The 22830-nt window shown below is 68.9% G+C and carries 24 protein-coding genes; 16 read left to right on the top strand and 8 right to left on the bottom strand.

The window, feature by feature from the left end; all coding sequences use genetic code 11:
* Window positions 1-206 precede the first annotated feature (206 nt).
* Window positions 207-1064, bottom strand: coding sequence for an SMP-30/gluconolactonase/LRE family protein (locus FDK12_RS03030; protein WP_223263044.1), 858 nt, complete (start codon window positions 1062-1064; stop codon window positions 207-209).
* A gap of 56 nt (window positions 1065-1120) precedes the next feature.
* Window positions 1121-1609, bottom strand: coding sequence for a DUF3515 family protein (locus FDK12_RS03035; RefSeq protein WP_137368129.1), 489 nt, complete (start codon window positions 1607-1609; stop codon window positions 1121-1123).
* A gap of 190 nt (window positions 1610-1799) precedes the next feature.
* On the opposite strand from FDK12_RS03035, the gene FDK12_RS03040 reads away from it, so the two are divergent.
* The 11 genes from FDK12_RS03040 (at window position 1800) to rsmD (ending at window position 13266) form a co-directional block, all read left to right on the top strand.
* The gene (locus tag FDK12_RS03040) at window positions 1800-2576 is read left to right on the top strand and encodes a hypothetical protein (protein WP_137368130.1); all 777 of its coding nucleotides are present in this window, start codon (window positions 1800-1802) and stop codon (window positions 2574-2576) included.
* A 135-nt stretch (window positions 2577-2711) separates the two neighbouring features.
* Window positions 2712-3710: a dTDP-glucose 4,6-dehydratase gene (gene rfbB, locus FDK12_RS03045; protein WP_137368131.1), complete on the top strand. Its 999-nt coding sequence runs from the start codon at window positions 2712-2714 to the stop codon at window positions 3708-3710.
* Window positions 3711-3712: 2 nt separating this feature from the next.
* Window positions 3713-5131, top strand: a complete 1419-nt coding sequence (locus FDK12_RS03050) for a sugar nucleotide-binding protein (protein ID WP_137368132.1) — start codon at window positions 3713-3715, stop codon at window positions 5129-5131.
* Between the two features lie 55 nt (window positions 5132-5186).
* The gene (gene thiL / locus FDK12_RS03055) at window positions 5187-6260 is read left to right on the top strand and encodes a thiamine-phosphate kinase (protein WP_137368133.1); all 1074 of its coding nucleotides are present in this window, start codon (window positions 5187-5189) and stop codon (window positions 6258-6260) included.
* A 22-nt stretch (window positions 6261-6282) separates the two neighbouring features.
* Entirely contained in the window at window positions 6283-7227 is a 945-nt protein-coding gene (locus tag FDK12_RS03060) for a DAK2 domain-containing protein (protein ID WP_137368134.1), read from the top strand.
* Window positions 7217-9451: an ATP-dependent DNA helicase RecG gene (locus FDK12_RS03065; RefSeq protein WP_223263045.1), complete on the top strand. Its 2235-nt coding sequence runs from the start codon at window positions 7217-7219 to the stop codon at window positions 9449-9451. Before FDK12_RS03060 ends, FDK12_RS03065 begins: the two co-directional genes overlap by 11 nt.
* Window positions 9452-9490: 39 nt before the next feature.
* A complete protein-coding gene (locus tag FDK12_RS03070; RefSeq protein ID WP_137368135.1) occupies window positions 9491-9895 on the top strand; it encodes a molybdopterin-binding protein in 405 nt (134 codons plus the stop codon).
* A gap of 50 nt (window positions 9896-9945) precedes the next feature.
* A complete protein-coding gene (modA, locus tag FDK12_RS03075; protein WP_223263046.1) occupies window positions 9946-10710 on the top strand; it encodes a molybdate ABC transporter substrate-binding protein in 765 nt (254 codons plus the stop codon).
* Between the two features lie 31 nt (window positions 10711-10741).
* The gene (locus FDK12_RS03080; protein ID WP_189636253.1) at window positions 10742-11593 is read left to right on the top strand and encodes an ABC transporter permease; all 852 of its coding nucleotides are present in this window, start codon (window positions 10742-10744) and stop codon (window positions 11591-11593) included.
* The gene (locus tag FDK12_RS03085; RefSeq protein WP_137368137.1) at window positions 11590-12633 is read left to right on the top strand and encodes a sulfate/molybdate ABC transporter ATP-binding protein; all 1044 of its coding nucleotides are present in this window, start codon (window positions 11590-11592) and stop codon (window positions 12631-12633) included. Before FDK12_RS03080 ends, FDK12_RS03085 begins: the two co-directional genes overlap by 4 nt.
* Window positions 12634-12678: 45 nt before the next feature.
* The gene (rsmD, locus tag FDK12_RS03090) at window positions 12679-13266 is read left to right on the top strand and encodes a 16S rRNA (guanine(966)-N(2))-methyltransferase RsmD (protein WP_137368138.1); all 588 of its coding nucleotides are present in this window, start codon (window positions 12679-12681) and stop codon (window positions 13264-13266) included.
* Between the two features lie 98 nt (window positions 13267-13364).
* On the opposite strand, the gene FDK12_RS03095 is transcribed toward rsmD, so the two are convergent.
* The 6 genes from FDK12_RS03095 to FDK12_RS03120 form a co-directional block, all read right to left on the bottom strand.
* Entirely contained in the window at window positions 13365-14120 is a 756-nt protein-coding gene (locus FDK12_RS03095) for a YcnI family protein (RefSeq protein WP_137368139.1), read from the bottom strand.
* Window positions 14121-14266: 146 nt separating this feature from the next.
* Window positions 14267-14866: a hypothetical protein gene (locus FDK12_RS03100; protein WP_137368140.1), complete on the bottom strand. Its 600-nt coding sequence runs from the start codon at window positions 14864-14866 to the stop codon at window positions 14267-14269.
* A 179-nt stretch (window positions 14867-15045) separates the two neighbouring features.
* Entirely contained in the window at window positions 15046-15270 is a 225-nt protein-coding gene (locus tag FDK12_RS03105) for a hypothetical protein (RefSeq protein ID WP_137368141.1), read from the bottom strand.
* Complete coding sequence (gene ctaD / locus FDK12_RS03110; RefSeq protein WP_137368142.1) at window positions 15267-16991, bottom strand: cytochrome c oxidase subunit I; 1725 nt, start codon at window positions 16989-16991, stop codon at window positions 15267-15269. Before ctaD ends, FDK12_RS03105 begins: the two co-directional genes overlap by 4 nt.
* A gap of 346 nt (window positions 16992-17337) precedes the next feature.
* Window positions 17338-18186: a spermidine synthase gene (locus FDK12_RS03115; protein WP_189636242.1), complete on the bottom strand. Its 849-nt coding sequence runs from the start codon at window positions 18184-18186 to the stop codon at window positions 17338-17340.
* On the bottom strand, window positions 18183-19415 hold the full coding sequence (locus tag FDK12_RS03120; RefSeq protein ID WP_137368143.1) for an aminotransferase class I/II-fold pyridoxal phosphate-dependent enzyme: 1233 nt from the start codon (window positions 19413-19415) through the stop codon (window positions 18183-18185). Before FDK12_RS03120 ends, FDK12_RS03115 begins: the two co-directional genes overlap by 4 nt.
* Before the next feature lie 105 nt (window positions 19416-19520).
* Here FDK12_RS03120 and coaD point away from each other — a divergent pair, with 105 nt between their 5' ends.
* The 5 genes from coaD (at window position 19521) to mutM (ending at window position 22752) form a co-directional block, all read left to right on the top strand.
* Window positions 19521-19988, top strand: a complete 468-nt coding sequence (gene coaD / locus FDK12_RS03125) for a pantetheine-phosphate adenylyltransferase (protein WP_137368144.1) — start codon at window positions 19521-19523, stop codon at window positions 19986-19988.
* Window positions 19989-20172: 184 nt separating this feature from the next.
* A complete protein-coding gene (locus FDK12_RS03130) occupies window positions 20173-20739 on the top strand; it encodes a YceD family protein (RefSeq protein ID WP_104118483.1) in 567 nt (188 codons plus the stop codon).
* 2 nt (window positions 20740-20741) lie between these two features.
* The gene (gene rpmF / locus FDK12_RS03135; RefSeq protein WP_043445822.1) at window positions 20742-20945 is read left to right on the top strand and encodes a 50S ribosomal protein L32; all 204 of its coding nucleotides are present in this window, start codon (window positions 20742-20744) and stop codon (window positions 20943-20945) included.
* 73 nt (window positions 20946-21018) lie between these two features.
* A complete protein-coding gene (rnc, locus tag FDK12_RS03140; protein ID WP_137368145.1) occupies window positions 21019-21789 on the top strand; it encodes a ribonuclease III in 771 nt (256 codons plus the stop codon).
* Window positions 21790-22752 carry a bifunctional DNA-formamidopyrimidine glycosylase/DNA-(apurinic or apyrimidinic site) lyase gene (gene mutM, locus FDK12_RS03145; RefSeq protein ID WP_137368146.1) on the top strand — a complete coding sequence of 321 codons (963 nt, stop codon included), beginning with the start codon at window positions 21790-21792 and terminating at the stop codon, window positions 22750-22752.
* Window positions 22753-22830: the final 78 nt, after the last annotated feature.

Raw genomic sequence — 22830 nt, forward strand, 5'->3', positions numbered from 1 at the left:
CTACTCCGGGAGCTCGACCCGATCCGACCCGACTCGACCCGACTCAAGCCGGGTCGCGTCGGGTCGGGCAACGCGACGAGACTCTCCGCGACTCGACGCGACATGACACGTCGCGCGGGGCGTGGCACCCATCCGTCCGGTGTCGTGCCACGTCGCCCGATGGGGAGTACCCCTCCCGGCCGCAACCGCGCGGGAGGGGTACCGCCCTAGCCCTCGAACATCGGCAGGGGAGCGCCGGCGATTCCCGTCTCGACGGCGTAGAGCGCGCCCGCCGCGGGCTCCGAGCCCTCAGGGATGTTCTCCTGGGTCGTCGTGATGAAGAGGGTTCTCAGGTCCTTGCCGCCGAACGCGCACGCAGTCACGTTCGTCACCGGGAGCGGTATGTGCTCACTGAGCCTGCCCGCGGCGTCGTAGCGCGCGATCGCCCCGCCCCCGTACAGCGCCGTCCAGATACCGCCTTCGGCGTCGATCGCCATTCCGTCCGGCACGCCGAGCGCCGGCTCGACGACGGCGAACGTCCGGCGGTCGGTGAATCGTCCGCTACCCACGTCGTACCCTAGGGCGTCGATGCGCCCGGTGGGCGTGTCGCTGAAGAAAGCGGTATCGCCCGACGGGGAGAAGTGCAGGCCGTTGGACACGGTGATGCCCGTCAGGACGGTGGATACGGCGTGGTCGCGGCCGAGCGAATACAGGCTGCCCGCTCCGAAGCCGCCCTCCCAGCCCATCGATCCGCAGAGGAACCGGCCTGTAAGGTCGCATCCGCCGTCGTTCATCCGGACGCCGGGGTCGCCGAACGCCTCCGGGCCCTGTTCCAAAGTCGAGAACGCGTCGTCGGCGAACACGAATCCCCGCTCGACGCCGACGACGTATCCGCCGGATGCGCGGCCACGGATGACTCCCGCGAGGCGGGGGTGGACGTCGTGCCGGTCGAAGGTCCCGTCGTCGTGGCGTACGAGGACGTCACCCTCCATCATGTCGACCAGCAGGAGCTCGCCGCGGCGCGGATCCCAGTAGGGGCCCTCCCCGTGGAAGGTGCAGACGTCGGAGATTTGCTCGGCTTTCACGGTGCCTCCTGGCAGTCGTCGGGTGGTGTGCGTCGTGCATGGGGATCGACCCCGCGTCAACCGCCCGCCGGCGCGGGGGTCGCGTCGGCCAGGCCGACGCAGGCACGGGCCTGCTCGACGCGCGACACGGCGTCCCCGAGTTCCACGAGGACGGTGCTCGACGCCACTTCCTCCGGGTCGAAGAGAACCTCGACGGCGGGATCGCGTCCGTAGGTGGTCGCGGTCCAGGCGGGATCGCCCTCCCGCAGCACCCAGTCGACGTCGTTCACGGTCACGCATGGATCGGTGGTCGGCCCGGGGACGTCCACGCCGCAACGCAGGACGACCTTCGAGGGATCGCCCCAGGCGGACGTCGCCTGGCTGTTGGTGGCGCGCTGCTGGTTCTCCGCCACGGTGGGAGGCAACGCGATCATGACATCGGCGCAGCGCGCGTTCGCCGCATCCACTGCCGGGTCGACGTCGACGACCGATGCGCAGCCGGGGAGCCCGACGACGAGTGCCGCGAGAATCGCCAGGGCGGTCACGGCGCGGGAAGAGGCAGGCATGGCACCACCCTAGTAGGTGGCAGGAGGCCGGAACCGACACGGAACGGGTTCTGCTCGCGAGAAGCGCGGCAGCGACGGTCGGTGACAGTATGCTGCAGGGGCCGCAGCCGACCGCAGGCTGCCCCCTTCCACCCGCATCCGGCGCCGCGGCCCACCGCAGCGCTGGTGCGAGAGCGCGAGCCGAGGACGCATGACAACGCCCCACCGCCGGATCCCGGTGACCCCAGTCTTCCGACGAACCGTACCCGGTGCCGTCGCCACAGCCATCTCCGCGCCGTTGGCAGCGCTGGTCGTGGTCGCCGTCCTCGCGGCGCCGGCCGCCGCTACCGGATCCGGCACGCCGCCCGGGCCCCGTCCTGCCGTCGTGGGCCAGCAGGAGCCCACCGTCGTCGAGCAGCCACAGCCGCAGGGCACATTCGTCGAACCGGCTCCACCCGTCCCTGATCCGACGGCGACCTCGGGCATCGACCCGGAGACCGGGTTCGCGATCAACGAGCGCACCGGCTTCCTGGTCCACCCGGCCACCGGGCACCTGATCGAACCGGGGACCGGGTACCTCCTGTTCGCCGACACGCTCATCTACACGAACCTGCGCTACGACTCCCCGACGGGCGAAGTCGTCGCAATCGCCGGCGAGGTGCCGGTGCCACGCCCCGGCGCCGGCGGGACGACGCCGGACGCGTCACCGCCCGCGCCCGTGCCGGTACCGGTCGCGCCGTCCCCGACGCAACCGCCGGCTCCCGTCGTCACCGCGACGGCGGCCCTTCCCTCCACGTCCGCCCCTTCCACGCCGAGCAGCCGCACGACGACGGCCCCAGCCCGGTCCAGCACCGCGGGGGTCGCAGCGGAGGAGGAGCGCGCTGCCTCCCTGGCCCCGGTCGCGGTGATCGGCGCGGGAATCCTCGCCGTTGCACTCGCCGCCGTCGTCGTCCTGGCCATCCGCCGTCGCGGACGCCACCAGTCCTGACCCCCGGTCCTGGCCCCTCACGGCCTGAATCCGCACGATGCCTGTCATCGTGGATGGCCGGGGAGCCGCTGGTACCGCCCTCCCGCGTGCGGGCCGAATCGGGCGGGACAGCACGTGACCGGTAAAGTGCAGGACGTGAAGAATCTTCTGGTGACCGGCGGAGCCGGCTTTATTGGGTCCAATTTCGTCCACTACCTGGTGGAGCACACGGACGTCTCCGTCACGGTCCTCGACAAGCTGACCTACGCCGGCAACCAGGCCTCGCTCGAAGGGCTGCCCGCCGACCGCTTCGAGCTGGTCGTGGGTGACATCGCCGATGCCGCCGTCGTCGACCCGCTGACCGAGCGAGCCGATGCCGTCGTGCACTACGCCGCCGAGTCGCACAACGACAACTCGCTGCACGACCCGCGCCCGTTCCTGGACACGAACATCATCGGTACGTACACGCTGCTCGAGGCGGCGCGACGGTACGGCAAGAGGTTCCACCACATCAGCACGGACGAGGTGTACGGCGACCTCGAGCTCGACGACCCCGCACGCTTCACCGAGAGCACCCCCTACAACCCCTCGAGCCCCTACTCGTCGACGAAGGCAGGGTCCGATCTCCTCGTCCGTGCCTGGGTGCGTTCCTTCGGGGTCCAGGCCACCATCAGCAACTGCTCGAACAACTACGGCCCCTACCAGCACGTGGAGAAGTTCATCCCGCGCCAGATCACGAACGTGATCGACGGCATCCGCCCGAAGCTGTACGGCGAGGGCCTGAACGTGCGCGACTGGATCCACGCGAACGACCATTCCTCGGCGGTGTGGACAATTCTGAACAAGGGGGAGATCGGCCAGACCTACCTCATCGGAGCGGACGGGGAGCGGAACAACAAGGACGTCGTCGAGCTGATCCTGTCCGAGATGGGCCAGCCGACCGACGCCTACGACCGCGTGGTGGATCGTGCCGGACACGACCTGCGCTACGCGATCGATTCCACCAAGCTGCGGACGGAGCTCGGCTGGACGCCGGAGTTCCACCACTTCGAGCAGGGCCTCCGCGACACCATCGCCTGGTACCGGGACAACGAGGCGTGGTGGCGCCCACAGAAGGCCGTCACGGAGTCCAAGTACACCGAGCTGGGACAGTAGCCGTGGGTCCCACCTTCTCGAAGCCGCTCGCAGCCCGCGAGACGCCCATCCCCGGCGTCCTGCTGTTCGACCTCCCGGTGCACGGCGACAACCGCGGCTGGTTCAAGGAGAACTGGCAGCGGGCCAAGATGACGGCGGAGGGTCTCGCCGACTTCGGTCCGGTGCAGAACAACATCTCGTTCAACGAGACCGCGGGCACCACGCGCGGCATCCATGCGGAACCGTGGGACAAGTTCATCTCCGTGGCCACCGGCCGGGTGTTCGGCGCGTGGGTGGACCTGCGCGAGGGGCCGTCCTTCGGCGCGGTGTTCACCGCGGAACTCGATCCGTCGACGGCGATCTTCATCCCCCGGGGCGTCGGCAACGCGTTCCAGACCCTCGAGGACGGGACGGCGTACACCTACCTCGTCAACGACCACTGGTCCGCCGACGCGCAGGATCAGTACGTGTTCCTCAACCTCGCCGACGAGACGGCCGCCATCGCGTGGCCGGTCCCGCTGTCGGAGGCGGAGCTGTCAGAAAAGGACCGGAACCACCCCCGCCTGGCGGACGTGACACCGCTGGCTCCGCGGAAGACGCTCGTCGTCGGCGCGGACGGCCAGCTCGGCAAGGCACTGCGCAGCGCCCTCGCCGATCAAGCGTCGGTCGAGTTCGCCTCCCGCGACGACCTGGACCTGCTCGGAGACCTCGACGGCGCACGGCAGTGGGCCGCCTACGACACCATCATCAACGCCGCAGCCTATACCGCGGTCGATGCAGCGGAGACACCGGACGGACGCGCCGCCGCCTGGGCCGTCAACGTGGCGGGCGTCGCGGCCCTCGCGAGGGTGGCCACGGCGCATCGCCTGACGCTCGTCCACATCTCGAGCGACTACGTCTTCGACGGCTCCCGCGACGTCCACGACGAGGCCGAGCCCTTCAGCCCGCTCGGCGTGTACGGCCAGACGAAGGCAGCAGGGGATGCGATCGTCGCGACCTCTCCCCGCCACTACATCCTGCGGACGAGCTGGGTGATCGGTGAGGGGAACAACTTCGTGCGCACCATGGCCGGCCTCGCAGGTCGCGGTGTCTCGCCGAGCGTCGTCGACGACCAGGTGGGCCGTCTCACCTTCACTGAGGACCTCGCTGCCGCCATCCTGCATCTCCTGGCGACACGCGCTCCGTTCGGCACCTACAACGTCACGAATGACGGCGACCCGCAGAGCTGGGCGGACATAGCGGCGGACGTGTACGCGCTCTGCGGCAGGGACCGCTCCGACGTCACAGGCGTCACCACCTCCGAATATTTCGCCGGCAAGGCTGCAGCGCCGAGACCGCTGCAAAGCACTCTCGATCTGACGAAGCTCAAGGCGACCGGGTTCCTGCCGGCAGCCGCGGCGGACCGCCTGGCCGCCTACGTCGCCGCGCTGACGGCCTCGTGAGCCGGTCGTCGAGAGGCAACCGGATCCGTCGGTCGCGCACCGTACGGTAGGCGTCATGCCTGATGCATCGCAAGGACCGGACCCGCGTTCCGCCTCCGGCGCCCGCCCCGCCCCGGCCGACGGCGGTCCCACCGTCGGTGGCGGTCCCACGGTCGGTGGTCTGGGCGAGCGGGAGCTGCTTGCGAGGATCTTCCCGCTGCTCGGTCCGTCGAAGGGAGCGCTCGTCGGGCCGGGCGACGACGCCGCGGTGCTGGTGCCGGGATCGGGGCCCGTGGTCATCTCGATGGACACCCTCGTGGAGGACCACGACTTCCGGCTGATGCGGCCGAACGGCTTCGTGACCACGGGGTATGACGTGGGCTGGAAGTCCGCCGCCCAGAACCTGAGCGACATCAACGCCATGGGTGGCACGGCGACGTCGCTCGTCGTGAGCCTGACGCTCCCTCCGGCCACGTCCGCCGCGTGGGTCGAGGACTGCGCCCGTGGACTTGCGGCAGCGATCAGCGAGCTCGGCGCCGACAACTGCTCGGTGGTCGGCGGAGACCTCGGTGGGGGAGCGCAGCTCGTGATCACGGCAGCCGTGACAGGGGAGCTCCGGGGCGCTCCCGTGCTCCGCTCGGGCGCCGAACCAGGTCACACGATCGCCATTGCGGGAACCTTGGGCCGTGCGGCCGCCGGTCTTGCCCTCCTGGAGGACGGCCGCCCCATCGCCGATTTCGGTCCTGCAGGAAAGGAACTGGTGGCGGCACAGCTGCGTCCGGTCCCACCCCTCGCGTCCGGTCCGGCAGCCGCGGCCGCCGGAGCGAGCGCCATGCTCGACATCTCGGACGGGCTGGTGCGCGACGCCGCACGGATAGCGACGGCCAGCGGAGTGCAACTCGACTTCCGGCCGGCAGCCCTCCTTCCCTTCGCCGAGGAACTCCGCTCGACCGCCGATCTGCTGGGAGAGGATCCGATGCACTGGGTGCTCGGTGGTGGAGAGGACCACGGTCTACTGGCGACCTTCCCGGCAGATCGCTCCCTGCCACCCGGGTTCACTGCGGTAGGCTCGGTAGTGCCGGGCAAGCCACTGGTGACACTGGCGTCACGGGCGACGGTCATCAGGGGATGGGATCATTTTGCACACTAAAGTCACCGCTAATGCTGTGGCGATGAAGCGATGGTTGAGCAAGGCCGAAGAGTCGCTCGGCAATCACAGCGACCGCCTGAACGCCATCAACATCTTCCCGGTGGCGGACGGCGATACCGGGACGAACCTGTACCAGACCGTCCGTGCCGCGGCCCGAGCCGCCCATGACGCCGACACCTCGGACCTCGGTGACCTGCTCGCCATCGCTGGGATGGCAGCAATGGAGGACGCGCGGGGAAACTCGGGAACCCTGTTCGCGGTGTTCCTGGCAGCCCTCGCCGAGCCCCTGCACGGAACCACGCGACTCACCTGTACTCTCCTGGCGTCGTCGCTGCACCGCGCGCAGATCCGCAGCTGGTCCGCCCTGAGCGATCCCGTCCCTGGCACCATGCTGTCGGTACTGGAAGCCAGCGCGCGTGGAGCTGCCGAGACCGCGGCCGCGCACACCGCCGACGACAGCAATCTCGCGCTCGCGCTGACCCTGAGGTCCTCCGTGCAGCAGGCCCTGCGCGCAGTCGTGCAGACGGAATCGCAGCTCGGCGCCCTGACCGCCGCGAAGGTGGTGGACGCCGGTGGGGTCGGGTTCCTGCTGATCCTCGATGCGCTGCGTGCCGCGGCGCTCGGCGAGGAGTTGCAGGACGAACTGCTCGACGGCCTCCACGGCTACGACATCCAGGCGCCGCACATCCACAACGGCGGTGATGCCGACGGCGTCGAGGTCATGTGCACCATCAACCTCAGTCCGCTCGATGCCGCGACCCTGCGCCTCCACCTCGACGAACTGGGTGATTCGGTCATCATGAGTGCCGTCACCGAGGTCCCCGAGGGCTACCGCTGGCGCGTCCACGTCCACGTGCCCGACGCCGCTCCCGCCCTGGCACTGATCCACCAGGCGGGCGAGCCGGTCAACATCACGGTGACCCAGCTCGCCGCCCCCGCGACCGGAGCCGAGGCCCGTGACTCCTGATACGGCGCGGTCGGTGACCGCCTCGGACCTCGACGCACCGCTCGACCGGCATCTGGGCCCGGTCGCGAAGCTACTGGCCAAGCACTTCGGCATCACTACGGTGGGCGAACTGCTCAACCACTTCCCGCGTACCTATCTCAAGCGCGGCGAGCTGACCCCGATCGCCGACGTGCCGATGGACGAGGAGGTCACGCTGATCGCCCGCGTGCAGTCCGCCAACTCCCGCAGGATGCACACCCGCAAAGGAATGCTCCTCGAAGTCGTGATCACGGACGACGCCGACGGCGGGATCGGTCAGATGAACCTGACGTTCTTCAACGGGTACGGCGCCGAACGCGAACTCCGCCCCGGCGTGCGTGCGATGTTCTCGGGCAAGGTCACCGTGTACCGCGGCAAGCTCTCGCTGACCAATCCCCGCTACGTCCTCCTCGACGAGAGCGACGGCGACCCCGAGTACGTCAATCGCCCCATCCCGGTCTACCCGGCCGTGGAGAAGCTCGGCAGCGAACGGATCGCGATCGCCGTGGGCACGCTGCTGGATACGCTCAGGCTCTCGGAACTGGACGATCCCGTGCCCCAGGCGATCGCCCGCCGGGACAAGCTCATGAGCCTCGCTACCGCCTATGAGCTCGTGCACCGTCCCCTCCAGATCGAGGACGCGTACCGTGCGCAGCACCGGTTCCGGTACCAGGAGGCATTCGTCCTCCAGGCCGCCCTCGCCAGGCGACGGGCACTGGCTGCTCGCGAGCAGGCGACGGCACGACCGCCCCGCGACGGCGGACTGCTCGACCAGTTCGACGCGCGCTTGCCGTTCACCCTGACGCAGGGGCAGCTCGACGTCGGAAGGACGATCGCGGAGGACCTCGCCCTGGATCATCCGATGAACCGGCTGCTGCAGGGCGAGGTCGGTTCCGGCAAGACCCTGGTGGCGTTGCGCGCGATGCTGCAGGTCGTAGATGCCGGCGGGCAGGCAGCCCTCCTCGCGCCCACGGAGGTCCTCGCCGCCCAGCACCTCCAGTCGATCACCAGGACGCTCGGTCCCCTCGCCGAGGGCGGCATGCTGGGAGGTGCGGCCGACGGCACGCGCGTGGTCCTTCTCACGGGATCGATGCCGACCGCGCAGCGCAGGAGATCGCTGCTCGAGGCTGCCTCCGGTGACGCAGGGATCGTCATCGGCACGCACGCCCTGCTGTCGGACAACGTGGAGTTCTTCGACCTCGGGCTCGTCGTCGTCGACGAGCAGCATCGTTTCGGGGTGGAGCAGCGTGACTCGCTGCGGACGAAGGCGCGCACGTCCCCGCATGTCCTCGTGATGACCGCGACGCCGATTCCCCGGACAGTCGCGATGACAGTGTTCGGGGACCTCGAGACGTCGACGCTGTCCGAGCTGCCGGCGGGGCGGTCCCCGATCGCCACGCACGAGGTAGGGCTCACGGAGCACCCGGCCTGGATCGACCGGATCTGGTCGAGGGCCCGCGAGGAGATCGACGCGGGGCGTCAGGTGTACGTCGTGTGCCCGAAGATCGGCGACGACGGCAAGGCCGAGGAGGATGCTCCCGAGGTGCTGTACGGGGAACCGCAGGTCGACCGGAAGTCCGGCGGCCAGCAGGAGCTGACCAGCGTCGTCGCCCTCTTCGAGTCCCTGGGCGGGGTCCCGCAGCTGCAGGGAGTGACGAGCGGGATGCTGCATGGGCGAATGGACCCACAGGACAAGGCGGACGTCATGTCACGCTTCGCCGAGGGGAGCGTGCAGCTGCTCGTCGCGACGACCGTGATCGAGGTCGGGGTGGACGTACCCAACGCGACGCTGATGGTCATCATGGACGCGGACCGCTTCGGCATCTCCCAGCTCCACCAGTTGCGCGGTCGCATCGGTCGCGGCGGGCACGCCGGGACCTGCCTCCTCGTCACGAAGCTCGAGCCCGACCATCCGAGCCGTGAGCGGTTGTCCGCCGTCGCCTCGACGACGGACGGGTTCGAGTTGTCCCAGAAGGACCTGGAGCTCCGACGGGAGGGCAACATCCTCGGTGCGTCGCAGTCAGGCGGCCGGTCGGCGCTGCGGTTCCTGAAGATCACGCAGCACGGCAAGGTCATCGAGAAGGCACGGGAGGATGCCCAGCACATCGTCGCCGAGGATCCGGATCTGCGGGCCCACCCGGGCCTCCTCCTCGCCATCGACCTCTATCTGAACCCGGAGAAGGAAGCCTTCCTCGAGAAGGGCTAGCGCTGGGAATGCCGCAGACGAGGGCGTAGCATCATTTCTGTGACGCAGATACGGATATCCGACGCCGCCCGCTTCCTGGGCGTGAGCGACGACACCGTGCGGCGCTGGATCGAGACCGGCATCCTCGGCAGCTCCAAGGATGCCTCGGGCAGGGCTGTCGTCGACGCACTGGAGCTCGCGCAGCTGGCACACCGCAACGCGGTCCTGCCGGGAGACCCGTCGGACATCGGACGCTCGGCACGCAACCGGTTCGTCGGCATCGTCACCGGGATCGTCCTCGACAGCGTCATGGCACAGGTCGAGCTGCAATGCGGTCCGCATCGCGTGGTGTCCCTGATGAGCAGCGAGGCGGTCCGGGAACTCGGGCTCGAGCAGGGATCCGTTGCGATAGCGGTCGTCAAGGCGACCACCGTCATCATCGAGACCCCCTCCGGTCGGGCGTGAACCCGGTGTCGGCCAGGCGGGCCTCCGGGGCCGGAGCGAGGCGTCTGATGATGCCCGCCGCCCTGGCCGCCGCCGTGCTCGGCATAGCTGCCTGCGGAACCGACGGCCCCGACGCTGCACGCGTGTCGGATGATGCTTCGGACGGCAGCATCACCGTCTTCGCCGCGGCTTCGCTCAAGGCACCCTTCACGGAGTTGGCGGGGCAGTTCGAGGCGGCGTATCCGGGTTCGGAGGTGACCCTGAATTTCGCCGGGTCGTCGGATCTCGTCAGTCAGCTGAGCGAGGGTGCGCCGGCAGATGTCTTCGCCTCGGCGGACGAGGAAAGCATGGCAAAGGTGGCCGAAGCGGACCTGCTCGCCGGCGAACCGGTCGCGTTCGCGACCAATACCCTCCAGCTGGTGGTCCCGTCCGATAATCCTGCCGGGATCACCTCGCTCGCGGACGCGGCCAGGCCGGGAGTGAAGGTGGTCGTCTGTGCCGAGCGAGTACCGTGCGGTGCCCTGGCGGCAAGGGTCCAGGCGGCAGCCGACGTCGACCTCGTGCCCGTCAGCGAGGAGTCCTCGGTGACGGACGTACTGGGAAAGGTCACGTCGGGCGAGGCGGACGCCGGGCTGGTCTATGTGACGGATGTCCGGACTGCGGGAGCTGCTGTCCGCGGCATCGGGATCCGGGAGGCCGGCAGTGCCGTCAACACCTACCCGATCGCGGCTCTCGCCGGTAGCGCCGCCCCGGCGACGGCTCAGGAGTTCGTCGAGTTCACGTCTGGTCCGGTCGGCCGGGCAGTGCTCGGGGCGGCTGGCTTCGGTGCACCCTAGGCTCGCACGTGCACGTGCACGTCCCCGGTCTCTGGCGGCGGGTGCGGACACGGCACGCGTTCCACGCTGGGTGGTGGCCGTCGCCGTCGTCGGCGGACTCTTCGTCCTGCTGCCGATCGCCGCCATGGCACTCCGGGTCGACTGGCCGCGCTTCCTTCCCCTCGTCAGCTCGGACAGCGCGCGGGCAGCGCTCCTGCTCAGTCTGCGGACCTCGCTCACCGCGACCGCACTCTGTGTCGTCGTGGGCGTGCCCATGGCCCTCGTTCTCGCCCGCACGTCGTTCCGCGGACAGCAGCTCGTCCGGTCCCTCGTGCTCCTGCCCCTGGTCCTTCCGCCCGTGGTCGGCGGCATTGCCCTCCTGTACACCTTCGGCCGCCGGGGACTGCTCGGCAGCACCCTCGGCACGCTCGGCATCGACATCGCCTTCTCGACGACGGCGGTCGTGATGGCCCAGACGTTCGTCGCACTGCCGTTCCTCGTCCTCAGTCTCGAGGGAGCCCTCCGCACCGTCGGAACCCGTTATGAAGCCGTCGGGGCCACGCTCGGGGCGGACCGCTGGACGGTGCTCCGGCGCATCACCCTGCCCCTCGTCCTGCCCGCCCTCGTGTCGGGGGCGGTCCTCTCGTTCGCCCGCGCGCTGGGGGAGTTCGGGGCCACCCTCACGTTCGCCGGGAGCCTCGAGGGTACGACCAGGACGCTGCCGCTCGAGGTCTACCTGCAGCGGGAGACCGATCCCGACGCTGCCGTCGCTCTGTCGCTCATCCTCGTCGTGGTCGCCGTCGTGGTCGTCGGCATAGCGCACCGGGTGAGGCCGCTGGGGGCCCTCCGGGCCGCTCCGGGCGGATCCACGCGGCCCCCGGGCGGGTACGGGCGCCTCCCGTGAGCCTCACCTTCGCCGCTACCGTCGCCGATCGCGGATTCGACGTCGCATTCGAGCTGGAGGCGGGGGAGACCCTCGCCGTCCTCGGTCCGAACGGTGCAGGCAAGTCCACGCTGCTCGGGCTCCTCGCAGGCCTGCTGGCACCCACGGCGGGCCGGGCGGAGCTGAACGGACGGCTCCTGTTCGACGTCGCCGAGGGCCGCCGCGTCCTCACGGAGCCGCGGCACCGAGGCGTGGCGCTCCTGGCGCAGGAGGCTCTGCTGTTCCCCCACCTCACGGCCCTCGACAACGTCGCCTTCGGACCCCGGAGCCGGGGAGAGCGCCGGCGCGCATCCCGGTCGACGGCCCGACGCTGGCTGGAACGGGTGGGGGTCACCGACCTCGCTGCCCGCAGGCCGGCCGAGCTCTCCGGCGGTCAGGCGCAGCGGGTCGCCGTCGCGCGGGCGCTGGCTGCCGATCCGTTCCTGCTGCTGCTGGATGAACCACTCGCAGCCCTCGACGTCACCGTCGCCCCGGCCCTCCGCGTCCTTCTGCGCGATGTCCTGGCGCATCGCTCCGCCATCATCGTCACGCACGATCCGCTCGACGCCTTTCTGCTTGCGGACAGGGTCCTCATCCTCGAGTCCGGCAGGGTCGTGGAGGCCGGCCGCACCAGGGACGTCCTCACGCGCCCCGTCACGGCCTTCGGAGCGCGCCTCGCCGGCCTCAACCTCGTGGCGGGCGAAGTGACGGCGACCGGATTCCGGGCCGGCAACGGGCTGGAGGTGCCGGTGGGCGAGGGAACGCCCGAAGGGCCGCGGCTCGCCCTCGCCGTGCGCCCGGCCCGAGTCGCCGTAGCCCGAGCGCCGGGCGAGGAGCCCGGCTGGAGCTGGATCAGGGCCGTCGTGGACGACGCCGAACACCGCGGCGATACCGTCCGCGTGCATGCAGCGGGGCTTTCGGCGGACGTCACTCCCGCGGACGTCGTCGAGCTCGGTATCGAGCCCGGAGCCGAGGTGTTCCTCGGCCTGCGGCACCACGACGCCGTCGTCTACCCCGTCTAGGGGGCCGATCTGCGCTGCGCCACGGCCGGGCGATAGAGTCGGGACATGACCCGCATCATCGCCGGAGCCGCGGGCGGCTCCACCCTGGCCAGCGTCGAGGGCAACGGGACCCGACCCACGACCGACCGTGTCAAGGAAGCACTGTTCTCGCGCCTCGAGTCCTACAACATCCTGCACGGTGCCCATGTGCTCGACCTCTACGCGGGATCAGGATCGCTCGGCGTGGAGAGCGCGAGCCGGGGAGCGGCGACCGTGGACCTCGTCGAGTCCGCCGACCGGGCTGCAGCAGTGGCGCAGCGGAACGCCGACCTGGTGAACCGTGTGCTCGGCTGGACGGCCGTCCGGGTCCACCGGGCGAAGGTCGAGACCTACCTGGAGCGGGTGGCCCCTGAACTGCAGTGGGATCTGGTCCTCATGGACCCGCCCTATACGGTCGGGGCCGACGGCGTGATCGCCGTTCTCGCGGCCCTCGAGTCGAGGCTCGCTGAGGGCGCCGTCGTGGTCGTGGAGCGATCCGCGCGGTCGCCCGAGCCCGCCTGGCCGGCCTGGCTCGAGCGTTTCTCGGACAAGAAGTACGGGGAGACCCGCCTGTGGTTCCTCGAGCCTGCCGTCGAGGATCCATCGACCCCCTGAGCGGCCCCTGGCCCTCTCCCGGTCCGACCCAGCAAACCATCCCGGGGCCCTGGGGCGCGGCGCCGGTTCGCACTCCGGTGCCGCGCCGGTTCCGCGGGCTACGCCGTGCGTCGCGTCCTCGCCAGGGCGGTCACGCCGGCGGCGAGTCCCAGCAGGCCGGCGACGAGACCGACCCAGCCGAGAGCCGACGAGGAATCGGCCTCCGTGCTCGCTACCGCTTGCTCGGCGTCGATTGCTTCAGCGGTCTCGGTGCCTCCGGCAGCGCCTCCGTGAGAGCCATGGGAGTCCTCTCCCTCGACCGCGGCGGTGGTGACGAAGGAGGGCGCCGGCTTGTCGGGTTCCTCCGCTCCCTCGACGGTCTCCTGGTTCCATTCCACGACGTCGCCATCGGTGTAGGACTGCGTGGCCGGGAGAATCACCGTGGAGCCCGCCTCAGGAAGGCGGCCGACCGAGATCGAGAACGTCTGGTACTCCTGCTGCGAGATCTCGGCGCCGGCCTCGGCCGTCCACACGACCGACAGCGGGCCCTCGGTCAGGGTGGCGCCGTCGGCGGTCGTGACAGGGTCCGGAAGGGTGCCCGTCACCACTTCCGCCGTCCAGCCCTCGACCGGCTTGACGCGGACCGACGTGAAGGGCTGCTCCATGGGGAGCTGCACCTCGAGCTTGTTCGTGGCGGCGCTCTCGGACTCGTTCGGCACGCTGAAGGTTAGCTGGGAGTAGCCGTTCTCGGTCGTCGACGCCGGTGCGACGGTGACGTGCGCACTGGCTGCGCCGAGGCCGATGGCCATCAACCCTGCCGTGGTTAGGGCGATAGCGCCGGTCGTGAGGGCGCGCTTGGGGGAGGAAGTAGTCATTGAACTGCCTTTCGGGGATGCGCTCCATCCGCGGGATCGCGGGCGATGGAGCAGCGGAAGCTGATGGGGTGCTGGCGGTGCCCGCCGCGCGCCCAGCTGCCGCCGGCGAGGTCCATGGTGGACCTCCTCCTATCGGCGAGGCTGGGTCAGGCTGGGGACTGGACCAGCGCCGGCGGTCCCCGGAGGGTCGGCACGGCGGCATGCACCGACAACGGCGCGAGGGGCGCGGTGGCGTCGGGGGCCGGACGATGCGCCGGGGCCGCGAGGGGAGGCACGACCGGCGGCGCGAGGAGGGGCCGGAGCCATGCGTGCAGGAGCTCGACCGCTGCGTCACTGCGAGCGACGGCGAAAGCGAGGATGAGGGTGGCGATCGCGTGCAGGACGATCATGGCAGGCGCCGTGCCTGCTCCGAGCTGTTCCGACGCAACCGGCGAGCACGCGAGTTCGAAGGCTGCATGGTGTCCGGGCGTGGCCGACGAGCTCCGGCACACGGCCGGAACGGCGGTCATGCCGAAGAGGTGGTGCAGCAGTATCTGCCCTGATCCCATGGCCACCAGCGATGAGCGCAGCGTGAGCGTGCGCCGGGCCATCAGGAGGGTCGGTACGAGCAGCAGCACGCCGAACAGGACCAGAACTCCGGGAGCGGGGAGGTGCCCAGCGGCCACGACGTGCGATGCGGAGGAGACCGAGAGGATCAGTGAGACGAGAACGACGGATCGTGCGTAGGGGAGCCCCGAGGCAGCCATCGTTCCCTCCTCCCCATTCATCCTGTCATGTGGCGCTCCTGACGGGGTGCGCCCTTCTCAGGGTACAACTGCCGGACGCCGCGCGAGCGTACACCTACTTCGCTCGGCAGGCCTCCGCGGATGGGCGCCGGGCACGAGCATGTGCAGCACCCGTCGGGAATCGGCTTTTCGTCGGGCGGTCACCGTGTCTGCTGCGCGTGATCGCGGTGTCGACGGAGGTGGGCGCCGCCCACCAGGCCGACCAGAAGGGACGTCACGATCAGGCACAGCGCGATCCCGTTCCACGGCGCGACCCCGCGGAAGGCGACGAGCAGCTCCAGCCCTGCGGTGGTGAGGGCCAGGACCGCGCACGCGAGGGCCACGGTGGCGGGACCGGCGGGCGACGGCGCAGGTGCTTCCCTCATTCCTTGGCGTCCTTCCGGTCTGCCGCGCCCATGAAGCTCGCGGCGTTGTCGTCGGGAGTATGTGTCTGCTGCAGTTCGGGGTGGTGCAGGTCGAGGGCAGGACGCTCCGAGCGGATCCGGGGGATGGACGTGAAGTTGTGGCGTGGCGGCGGGCACGACGTCGCCCACTCGAGCGAGGCTCCGAAGCCCCATGGATCGTCCACCTCGACCTTCTTGCCGTGCCGCCAGGTGATGTAGACGTTCCACCAGAACGGGATGATGGATGCCCCGAGGAGGAACGAGCCGATGGTGGAGAACTGGTGCATCTCCGTGAAGCCGTCCTCCGGCAGGTAGTCGGCATAGCGTCGCGGCATACCCTCGACGCCGAGCCAGTGCTGGACCAGGAAGGTGGCGTGGAAACCGAGGAACAGCATCCAGAAGTGGATCTTGCCCCACCGCTCGTTGAGCATGGTGCCGGTGAATTTGGGCCACCAGAAGTAGAACCCGGCGAACATCGCGAACACCACGGTGCCGAACACCACGTAGTGGAAGTGGGCGACGACGAAGTAGGTGTCGGAGACGTGGAAGTCCAGCGGCGGCGAGGCCAGGATGATACCGGTCAGGCCACCGAAGATGAACGTGACGAGGAAGCCGAGGCTCCAGAGCATCGGGGTCTCGAAGGTGAGGGACCCGCGCCACATGGTGCCGATCCAGTTGAAGACCTTCACTCCTGTCGGCACGGCGATGAGCATGGTCGTGAAGGCGAAGAACGGCAGCAGGACAGCCCCGGTGACGTACATGTGGTGCGCCCACACGGTCACGGACAGCGCCGCGATCGCGATCGTCGCGAAGACCAGGCCCTTGTAGCCGAAGATCGGCTTGCGGCTGAAGACCGGGAAGATCTCGGAGACGATGCCGAAGAACGGCAGCGCGATGATGTAGACCTCCGGGTGCCCGAAGAACCAGAAGAGGTGCTGCCACATGATCGCCCCACCGTTCTCCGGGTCGAAGATGTGCGCTCCGAACCGGCGGTCCGCGCCGAGGGCGAACAGGGCTGCGGCCAGGACGGGAAAGGCCATGATGACGAGGATCGAGGTGATCAGGGTGTTCCAGGTGAAGATGGGCATGCGCCACATGGTCATGCCCGGAACGCGCATGCAGATGATCGTGGTGATGAAGTTGACGGATCCGAGGATGGTGCCGAAGCCTGCCAGCGCCAGCCCGAAAACCCATAGATCCCCGCCGATACTGGGGGAGAAGCTGACGTTCGCGAGGGGCGGGTAGGACGTCCAGCCAAAGGAGGCACTGCCCTGGGGCGTGAAGATGCCCAGGCCGACGATGATCCCGCCGAAGAGGTAGAACCAGTAGGCGAGGGCGTTCAGGCGCGGGAAGGCGACGTCGGGTGCGCCGATCTGCAGCGGCATTATCACGTTCGCGAAACCGGCGAACAGCGGTGTCGCGAAGAGGAGCAGCATGATCGTGCCGTGCATCGTGAACAGCTGGTTGTACTGCTCCTTGGTCTGCAGGATCTGCATGCCGGGTGCGAAGAGTTCCGCCCGGATGATGAGGGCCTCGATCCCGCTCAGGGAGAACCATACGAACGACGTGATGATGTAGAGGTAACCGATCGTCTTGTGGTCCGTCGTCGTGATCCACTCGACGATGATCCGCCCTGGGGCCCGGCTTTTCGACGTTGCCGCCGGCGTCGCTGCCAGCGTCGAATCTGCATACTCAGCGGTCATCGTCCGCTCCTGCCGGGTCGGTTGTCGGGGGAGGGCTCGATGCGGCGGCGGTGCTGCATGGGAAAGGAGGGAGCCCGGCTCATGCTGCGGGCCTCTGATTGCCGTGTGGCCGGTGGAACCGAGACACGCGGTCGGCACCGCCCAGGCCGCGGACGCGACCGTCCGGACGGACGGTGATGCGGAGTCTATGGCTCATCGTTCGGCCCTCGGTGGGAAGGTGTTCCGTGCGCGCTTCAGCACCTCAAGGCTAGGAGTCATGGAACGCCGATTGCGCGCCATATTCCCGCTTGACAGGCCGACGTCGCACGGTTCCCGGTGTGGTGACCGTCACACCTCGGTGCGGATGCTACGCGCGGGGCGCCTGCTCGAAGGCCTCCCGCGCGGGTCCGACCAGCACTGCTGCAGGATGTGGCCCGGCGGCGAGGAGTGCCGCAGTCCAAGCGGCCGGCCACGACTGCCGTCGTGCCGCGACGATGACATTCCCTGCGGATCGACCGCTCACCATGGCGGCTTCGGTCAGCACGGCGGTCTCGACGGCGAGCGAGGTCATCTGGCGGCTCTGGGCCCGGGCGAAGGACAGCGGAGGATCGTCCCCGACATTGACCAGGACGATCCCGTCCTCGGCGCAGATCCTCAGCAGGTGTGCTGCCAAATCCGGCGAGGTCAGGTGGGAGGGGGCGTCGGCTCCCGCGAAGATGTCGAGTACGACGGCGTCGAAGGCGGCGTCGGGCTGCTCGAGGACCGCGTCCGCCGCGTCCGCGATGACGACCTCGCACGCTGTACCGTGCGGGAGCGGCATGGCGTCGAGGACGAAGTCGATCAGGTCGGCTTCGGTGTCGACGGCGACCTGGACGGACCCGGGACGCGTCGCCTGGATATAGCGGACCAGAGTGAGGGCTCCCGCGCCGAGATGGAGAACCCGCAGGGGAGCGCCGGGGGCCCTCAGCACATCGATGACGTGCGCGATGCGCTGAAGGTACTCGTAGAAGATCCGCTCCGGGTGCTGCACATCGACGTGGGACTGCTGGGCACCGCCGATGCTGAGGATCAGCGCTCCCTCGATGTAGGCGTCCTCATCGATCTCCGCATAGGCTCCGATTCCGGACAACCAGCGCGTCGGGACGTCGAAGCCGCCGTCGCGCTCGGGTTCAGGGTCGGTCCGCTGCTCGGCGTCTCCGGAATGCGCTGCACTCACACGCGCTCCCTCAGTGTGCCGAGGCGCCGGGCGCCTTCCTCGATGACGTCGAACCGCTTGCAGAACGCGAAGCGCAGCAGGGATCGCGTACGCTCGGCACCCTCCTCGTGGCAGAACATGGACACCGGGATGGCGGCGACGCCGATGAGCGACGGCAGGCGTCGGGCGAGTTCGGTCGCGTCACCGATGCCCAGCGGTGCGGCGTCGACCATGGTGAAGAAGGTGCCCTCCGCCTCGAAGACGTCGAAGCCCGCTGCACGGAGCCCTTCACCGAGAAGGTCCCGCTTCTTCCGCAGCGTGGCCGCGATCGAGGTGAAGAACTCCCCGGGAAGACCCAGGCCGAGGGCGACGGCTCCCTGGAACGGTGTTCCGGAGGTATAGGTGAGGAACGTCTTGACGGTGCGGACCTGCGCCACGAGTTCCGCCGGTCCGCTGAGCCAGCCGACCTTCCATCCGGTCACGGAGAACGTCTTCCCCGCCGATGAGATCGTCAGGGTCCGATCCGCTGCCCCGGGCAGGGACGCTATCGGCAGGTGCCTCGTCCCGAACGTCAGGTGTTCGTAGACCTCGTCGGTCACGATGACGGCGCCGTGACGCTCCGCCAGCTGCACGATGCGTTCGAGGACGGGACGGGCGAAGACGCTGCCCGTCGGGTTGTGCGGATTGTTCAGGACGACGATCTTCGTCCGATCGCTGAACGCGGCCTCCAGCCCCGCGGCGTCCGGCTGGAAATCCGGGGCGAGCAGGGGTGCGGTGGTGTGCGTGGCACCGGCGAGGCCGATGACGGCGCCGTAGGAGTCGTAGAAGGGCTCGAACGTCAGCACCTCGTCGCCCGGTCCCGCGAAGGCCAGAATGGCTGCGGCGATCGACTCCGTGGCACCGGTGCTGACGATGACGTCGGTCCTCGGATCGACCCGCAGCCCGTAGAAGCGTTCCTGGTGGGCTGCGATCGCTTCACGGAGGACAGCGAGTCCCTGGCCGGGTGCGTATTGGTTCGCTCCCTCGGCGATCGCTGCACGCGCCGCGTCGAGGATCTCCTGCGGACCGTCCTCGTCGGGGAAACCCTGGCCGAGGTTGATGGCCGAGTGCTCCTGCGCGAGCGCCGTGATCTCCTCGAAGATCGTGATGCCGAGCGTGCCGTCGTCCCCGAGGAGGTTCGCGCCCCGCGCGGTCCTCGCCCATGGCGCTGGTGCACCGGCGATGGCAACCGGCCGCGTGTGTGTCGTCATGACACCAGTATTGCCGTTCCGTGCTGCCCTCTGCTGGTCCGCCCCGACAGCCGGCCACCGCCGCGTCATATCCCGCGCACCTCGGTACTGGGTACCGTGGGGTGTATGACACGCGCCGTCTGCCCAGGATCGTTCGACCCCATCCACAACGGACACGTGGATGTGATCGGCCGGGCTGCCCGGCTCTTCGACGAGGTGGTCGTGGCGGTGTCGACGAACTATGCGAAGAAGTACCGGTTCGGCATCGACGAACGCATGGCGTTCTGCGCGCAGAGCCTCGCGCACCTGCCCGAGGTGACGGTCCTCCCGTTGGGATCGGGGCTGCTGGCCGACTTCTGCAGGGAACAGGGCGCGACGGCGCTCATCAAGGGGTTGAGGTCGGGCCTGGACTTCGACTACGAGATGCCCATGGCCACCATGAACCGTCACCTGGGCGACGTGGAGACGGTCTTCCTGCCGACCGCGCCGCAGCTCGCCCACGTCTCGTCCACCCTGATCAAGGAAGTCTCGTCGCTCGGTGGCGACGTGGGTCCCTTCGTGCCGGACGCCGTCCTACGTCGACTCGTGCCGTAACCCGGCGTCCGCCGGGGGCCCGTCCGGAGGGCAGCCCTGCCGCGCACCCACCGGCGGACCGGGCACGCCAGGTGCTATGGCCCTCGAGCGGCGCGTTTTGGGACTGCCCGCCTCATCAGGCTAGGATGGTACGTCGGTCATATGTTCTACAGGAGTCACCATTAAAAGCGATCTCAGTTCGCCTTTGACTTTCAGTGTCAAGGATCTCGGACGCAGTCCGGGAAGCATGCGGACAATCGAAGAACATGTACCGGCGCCCAAGGACTTCGGAGTCGCGCTGATCGGCGTGCAGGAGGGTTCCGAGATGGAGCTCGACCTGCGGTTCGAATCGGTGCACGAGGGAATCCTGGTGTCGGGAACGGCGAACGTCGAGGTAACCGGCGAGTGCGGCCGTTGCCTGGAGCCACTGCGGTTCGACCGCGAGGTGGACCTCCAGGAGCTCTTCTTCTACAGCGACTCCGAGTCGCTGTCGGTGGAAGAGGAAGAAGAACAGCACAGGGTGGAGAACGATTCGGTCGATCTGGAGCCCGTGCTGCGGGACGCGGTGGTCACATCGCTGCCTTTCCAGCCGGTGTGCCGGGAGGATTGCAAGGGCCTGTGCTCCGAATGTGGAGCCCAGCTCAATGACGATCCGGACCACCACCACGAAGTTTTGGACCCTCGCTGGTCAGCCCTCGCAGGGTTGGCGGGCACCGCCGCAGAGAACGACGCGGCACCAAAGTCAGAGTCAGACGAGAGAGAAGAGAGTTAGCCGTGGCTGTCCCGAAGCGGAAGATGTCCCGCGCGAATACCCGTGCACGCCGGTCCCAGTGGAAGGCAACCGCCCCCAAGCTGGTCAAGACCCTCGAGAACGGTCGCGTCACCTACAGCCTCGCCCACCAGGCCAAGGTTGTTACCGATTCAGCCGGTACCCCGCTGTTCCTTGAGTACAAGGGCCGCAAGGTAGCCGACGTCTGACAACGGACCGTGACCCGCTCGGGCTTCCTGCCTGAGCGGGCTTCCGTCCGATGCTGGATCAGCTGATGCGGTTGTGAAAAATACAGCAGAACTCACGAAGCGTCTCGGTGTCGATATCGACACCGAGACGCTTCGTCTTGCCCTGACGCACCGGTCCTACGCCTACGAGAAGGGCGGCATACCCACGAACGAACGCCTCGAGTTCCTGGGCGATTCCGTGCTGGGTCTTGCGGTCACCGATGCCCTGTACAGGGACAACCCCGGCCTGTCCGAGGGTGAGCTCGCCAAGCGGAGATCCGCGGTGGTCAGCACGAAGGCACTCGCAGGCGTGGCGCGCGGCCTCGACCTCGGCAGCCACGTGCTGCTGGGCCAGGGGGAGAAGCTCACCAACGGACGGGACAAGGCGTCCATCCTTGCGGACACCATGGAAGCGGTCATCGGTGCCGCCTATCTGAGCCACGGCATCGAGACTGCACGCGCCATGGTCATGCGGCTGATCGCGCCCTTGCTGCGCGACTCCGCGATCCTTGGTGAGGGCACCGATTGGAAGACCCGGATCCAGGAGACGGCCGCCGGTCGGCGCCTGGGCCCAATCGACTACCAGGTAGAGGGAACAGGCCCCGACCACGCGCGCACCTTCACGGCGCGCCTGGTGATCGGCGGCGTCGAGTACGGATCCGGATGCGGCCATTCGAAGAAAGAGGCCGAGCAGGCGGCGGCCGCAGAGTCCTGGAAGCTCCTCTCGGACCGTCCGGCGACTCCGGTCGGCGGTGATCCGGCCGGGGCCCAGCAGGCGGACGGCGAGCCGGCCGGAGCCGGAGCCCAGCAGGCAGACAGGGCCTGAGTGCCCGAGCTGCCCGAGGTCGAGGTGGTCCGACGCGGACTGGTCCGTTGGGCCGCGGGCCGCAGCATCGAGGCGGTGGACGTGCTCGATCCCCGGTCCCTGCGGAGGCACGTCCTCGGCGCCGAGGATTTCGTGGGCAACCTGACGGGCGCCCGCATTCGCGACGTGGTGCGCCGGGGGAAATTCCTCTGGATGACGCTCGAGGACCCGACCCGGCCGCACCCCCAGCCGCGGGACGCGCTGATGTCCCATCTCGGCATGAGCGGACAACTGCTCATCGAAGAACCGGACGCCCCGACGGAGAAGCACCTCAAGGTCCGCCTCAGGCTCTCCGCCGCCTTCGACGAGGAGGGTGGACGGCTGCCGACCGAGCTGCGGTTCGTCGATCAGCGGATCTTCGGCGGCATGTTCGTCACCGACCTCGAACCGACCGCCGATGGACAACCCGGTGGACTCGGAGTGGAGAACCTGGCGCTGATACCGCGCCAGGCTGCGCACATCGCGAGGGATCCGCTCGATCCCGCGTTCTCCGTCGAGAGCTTCCACCGGCGGTTGCGGGAGCGCCGGACGGGACTCAAGCGCGCCCTCCTCGACCAGGGCCTCATCTCGGGGATCGGCAACATCTACGCGGACGAGGCGCTCTGGCTCGCGAAGATGCACTATGCCCGTCCCACCGACACGATGCGCCGACCCGACACCGTCAGGATCATCGATGCCGTGACGGCTGTCATGGAGCGTGCCCTCGACGCGGGTGGCACCAGTTTCGACTCGCTGTACGTGAACGTCAACGGAGCGTCGGGATACTTCGCGCGTGAGCTCGAAGCCTATGGGCGCGCGGGGCATTACTGCCGCCGGTGCCTGGACGAGGGCAGGCAGACGGCCATGCGTAGGGAGTCCTTCATGAACCGTTCCTCGTTCCTGTGCCCGTTCTGCCAGCCCAGGCCGCGCAACGCCAGGATGTAGGCGACGGCGCACCATTGCCGCCCGAGTGATCAGCGCCTCGTAACCCAAACGTGACAATAGCTCGGACGGCGCGTACCG

This window comes from Arthrobacter sp. NamB2 (genome assembly GCF_005281365.1).
GTDB lineage: Bacteria > Actinomycetota > Actinomycetes > Actinomycetales > Micrococcaceae > Arthrobacter_D.

Bases quoted from the DNA above. Each gene is read 5' to 3' on its own strand.
- FDK12_RS03035 (WP_137368129.1), bottom strand. From the start codon at position 1,609: ATGCCTGCCTCTTCCCGCGCCGTGACCGCCCTGGCGATTCTCGCGGCA.
- FDK12_RS03040 (WP_137368130.1), top strand. From the start codon at position 1,800: ATGACAACGCCCCACCGCCGGATCCCGGTGACCCCAGTCTTCCGACGA.
- thiL (WP_137368133.1), top strand. From the start codon at position 5,187: ATGCCTGATGCATCGCAAGGACCGGACCCGCGTTCCGCCTCCGGCGCC.
- FDK12_RS03060 (WP_137368134.1), top strand. From the start codon at position 6,283: ATGAAGCGATGGTTGAGCAAGGCCGAAGAGTCGCTCGGCAATCACAGC.
- modA (WP_223263046.1), top strand. From the start codon at position 9,946: ATGCCCGCCGCCCTGGCCGCCGCCGTGCTCGGCATAGCTGCCTGCGGA.
- rsmD (WP_137368138.1), top strand. From the start codon at position 12,679: ATGACCCGCATCATCGCCGGAGCCGCGGGCGGCTCCACCCTGGCCAGC.
- FDK12_RS03095 (WP_137368139.1), bottom strand. From the start codon at position 14,120: ATGACTACTTCCTCCCCCAAGCGCGCCCTCACGACCGGCGCTATCGCC.
- FDK12_RS03100 (WP_137368140.1), bottom strand. From the start codon at position 14,866: ATGGCTGCCTCGGGGCTCCCCTACGCACGATCCGTCGTTCTCGTCTCA.
- FDK12_RS03105 (WP_137368141.1), bottom strand. From the start codon at position 15,270: ATGAGGGAAGCACCTGCGCCGTCGCCCGCCGGTCCCGCCACCGTGGCC.
- ctaD (WP_137368142.1), bottom strand. From the start codon at position 16,991: ATGACCGCTGAGTATGCAGATTCGACGCTGGCAGCGACGCCGGCGGCA.
- FDK12_RS03120 (WP_137368143.1), bottom strand. From the start codon at position 19,415: ATGACGACACACACGCGGCCGGTTGCCATCGCCGGTGCACCAGCGCCA.
- coaD (WP_137368144.1), top strand. From the start codon at position 19,521: ATGACACGCGCCGTCTGCCCAGGATCGTTCGACCCCATCCACAACGGA.